This is a genomic window from Nostoc flagelliforme FACHB-838 (genome assembly GCF_014698065.1).
GTDB lineage: Bacteria > Cyanobacteriota > Cyanobacteriia > Cyanobacteriales > Nostocaceae > Nostoc > Nostoc flagelliforme_B.
In genome coordinates, this window is the sequence record NZ_JACJSI010000565.1 from 1 (window position 1) to 3082 (window position 3082).

Annotated in this window: 4 protein-coding genes; 1 reads left to right on the top strand and 3 read right to left on the bottom strand. The window is 38.9% G+C overall.

What is annotated here, in order from left to right; translation table 11 throughout:
* Positions 1 to 351 (top strand): transposase (locus H6G97_RS48820; protein WP_190941080.1); only part of this gene is annotated, 351 nt, incomplete at its 5' end.
* A gap of 3 nt (positions 352 to 354) precedes the next feature.
* Here H6G97_RS48820 and H6G97_RS48825 read toward each other — a convergent pair.
* The 3 genes from H6G97_RS48825 to H6G97_RS48835 all read right to left on the bottom strand — a co-directional run bounded on the left by H6G97_RS48825 (position 355) and on the right by H6G97_RS48835 (position 2949).
* Entirely contained in the window at positions 355 to 648 is a 294-nt protein-coding gene (locus H6G97_RS48825; protein ID WP_190947481.1) for a DUF6748 domain-containing protein, read from the bottom strand.
* A 485-nt stretch (positions 649 to 1133) separates the two neighbouring features.
* A complete protein-coding gene (locus H6G97_RS48830) occupies positions 1134 to 1772 on the bottom strand; it encodes a hypothetical protein (RefSeq protein ID WP_190947482.1) in 639 nt (212 codons plus the stop codon).
* A 184-nt stretch (positions 1773 to 1956) separates the two neighbouring features.
* The gene (locus tag H6G97_RS48835) at positions 1957 to 2949 is read right to left on the bottom strand and encodes an RNA ligase (ATP) (RefSeq protein ID WP_190947483.1); all 993 of its coding nucleotides are present in this window, start codon (positions 2947 to 2949) and stop codon (positions 1957 to 1959) included.
* Positions 2950 to 3082: the final 133 nt, after the last annotated feature.

A 3082-nucleotide genomic window follows, 5' to 3' on the forward strand; every position in this document is an offset into this window, starting at 1 on the left:
ACCTCAGCCAGTCTTCCAGAACGAGAAGGAGCGAAAAAAGTTCTCAACCGAGTTCACAATACAGGCAGTCAGGTAAAACGTTTAAATCTTATTTGGATGGACGGCGGATACCGTGGTGAAGAATTTATGCGTTGGGTGATGGATATGTTTCGCTGGATTGTGGAAATTGTGCTTCGACCATTGGAAAAGAAAGGTTTTGTCCATTTACCAAAGCGCTGGGTTGTTGAGCGAACTTTTGGTTGGCTTAACTGGTGTCGACGTTTAAGTAAAGATTATGAACGACTACCAGAAACCTCTGAGACTTTTATTTACATTGCGATGATCCGGATTATGGTCAGGCGACTGGCATAATTTTTAACTCGCTTCGACTTTTAAAACATCCTCTAAGCAAGGAGTAGCTTTCAAGTTTGCCTGCTTGATAAAATATCCACCGCATATTGGAAAAGCACATTTGCGAAAATCTCTTCGCACTGTGTAATATCCCCATTGGGGAAACTCTTGATTTTCGACAGTGACGGCAACAGAATCAGTAGTGTCTGGAGTAGAAATGCTTTGAGCAGATGCTTTGGAGAAAAATCCGTTGCTAACTATTATTGCACCTAATAGGGGAATAATTGAGTATTTGTAGTTAAGTGATATTTTGTTCATGGGAGCTTGAAATTTTATTTAAGGGTTCAATACTTTTGTTAAAAGTAAAAGTGTGAGAAAATTGCTGCCAAATACAAAAAATTATACCACTATAATCTATGTAGATTTTTTGGCGAATTGTTACAATTGTCAGAATGATTGAAGAAAAACTCAGCTATTGTGAATACATCCGTCAGAATGCAACTAGTGGGGATTCAGAACTGCTACTAATCCTGATTCTCGATCCGCTGTTAGCAGAGTGTGAGAATTGTTTATCCTGGGTGGGGGATTTGGAGTGAATTTCTGAAGGGAACCATACCAGAGAGTTAGTGGAGTATATAGCAATCCTAAATCATTTGTGAGACAGTAAAAGGCTGAAAAGCTTATATATACGTACTTTTAATCTCCGTATCTTCTTACGATTCAATTCGGATTGCTATATTAAAAAATTTGGGAGACGCGATAATTGTAATAACGGATTTAGCTAAGTTGATTTTTTCGGTGAATCAAGCCTTCAATTCATTTGTTTGCTTGTGCTTACGTTTTAACCTCCAAGCAGCATAAAAAGCAGTGAGTGCAAACACACTCAATGGTAAGGTTGGTTCGGGAACAGGCTTGACTGCTATTAAGATTCCTGAAGTGTTAATGGAGATATTGCCGCCATCACCACCACCCTGTGCTGTGCCTGCGCTAGTGGGAATTTGAGCGCCATCACGCAGAAGCAGTAAATCAGTTTGTAAGGAGATATTCCCACCGTTACCTGAAGAAGATTGGGCGTTGAGTCCGCTACTGTTATCTAAAGTAACTCTAGGTGAGGTGATGATAATATCTCCAGCAGTACCCGTCGTACTTTGAGAGTTAACAAATAAACCACTGTCCAAATTAGAACTATTACCAGAAATGGTGAGAAAATCAGCACTATTAACTTTAAGTGTACCTGCATTTCCTTGCCCAAAAGTTACGGAAGTAATTTGAGCGCCATTTTGTAAGGAGAATGAACCAGAATTGATAGTAATATTTCCGGCATTTCCTTGTACAGAATTTGAGGCAGTAACATTAGCGCTTACATAATCAATGGTACAAAAGCTGACACCGAGAGCGGTAGTCATGAAAGCACCCCAATGAGTAAAACCCAAACCTGACATTCCTTGCCTCCATCAATAGCAGCATCAAAGCTTAGTTAAGCATAAATCAAGTTAATAGCTATTAAATAGCTAGTAACTAGGCTACTAAATTCTCACCCAAAAACTCCGGTTTTTCACAAAAACTTGAGAACCTTACAAAACTTTACTTTATAAAGTTCTCAAACTACTGCTGACGCTATCGAACTTAATGGAGTTCACTTCCATCCTTGCGGAGCAGATAGCGATCACTAATCAACTTTAAGACTACTCTACCTATTTCTGGATGCGTTTTCTCAATGACTGGTTGCACAACAACGCCTTCCATGATGCAGTTAGGGCTGACTACACTATTGGCATTATTGAACTGAGACACCGCTTCCCAAGTGTAGGCACCGATATAAAGTACAGGTACTCTCGGCAAAGTAAACTCCTCGCAAAAAGTCACAAAATCGCTGTAATTGAGAAAATAACTGCCACGCCGCACAGCAAATATAGCAATTCCAATCTTGCCATTATTTAAGCCATATTTGATATCTTGTACGCCGTAGATTTCCCCAAAAATTTGAGTTCTTGGCGGAAGTTTTTGGAAAGTTTCGTTTTCCTTGTAAGCACGAATGTAAACTAATTTATTGTTGACTTCGCTGTTTTTCCAGAAGTAATTATGGCTGCCAATTTTAGTTGTGCCATCAGCATCAACTAAGACAGTGAAGTTTGTTCCGTGCAACTTCTCTGTTACAACAACTTCCTCACCTTCAATTAGTATGTTTTTGTAACGCTTCAGGTTTTCTGGGCTAGGGAATTTATAACGTCCAATAAAACTTTCTACTTCCCCACTCATCCCTTGAGGAATTGGATATTCGTACTTTGTTACACCAAAATACTCCGTGTAGTCGTCTCCAATATTTCCCATAAAGTTATTACCAACGGGAATAAGCAAACCTTCAGAAAAAATTCCGCGAAGTTTGGCAGCGTACAGTTTTTTCGAGTAGTAGTTACGAATCCCAAACTCATCCAAAAACTTTTCTGGAATAACACTATCAATCGGAAAATAAAAAGCTAAATCTCCAGCGTGAAGCTTCCCTTTGGCTATAATTACTTGATATGCCATATTTTCGATAGAGACAATATCTAACCTATCAGCGTTGGGATGAGGATTAATGCTGTTGATTTTGACAACTTCAACTTTAAAAATACTCATAGCTCACCTCTTTTTGAAAGAACAGTTTTAGAAAAACTCTAAATTGAATACATAGTATGGGCGCACATCTGTGCGTTTCTATTGGTTTAGTCAGGTTTAACCAATTGCAATACTTGCCAGGTTTTGGGGATAA

Coding starts and splice junctions, on each gene's coding strand:
- H6G97_RS48830 (WP_190947482.1), bottom strand. CDS start 1,772: ATGTCAGGTTTGGGTTTTACTCATTGGGGTGCTTTCATGACTACCGCT.
- H6G97_RS48825 (WP_190947481.1), bottom strand. CDS start 648: ATGAACAAAATATCACTTAACTACAAATACTCAATTATTCCCCTATTA.
- H6G97_RS48835 (WP_190947483.1), bottom strand. CDS start 2,949: ATGAGTATTTTTAAAGTTGAAGTTGTCAAAATCAACAGCATTAATCCT.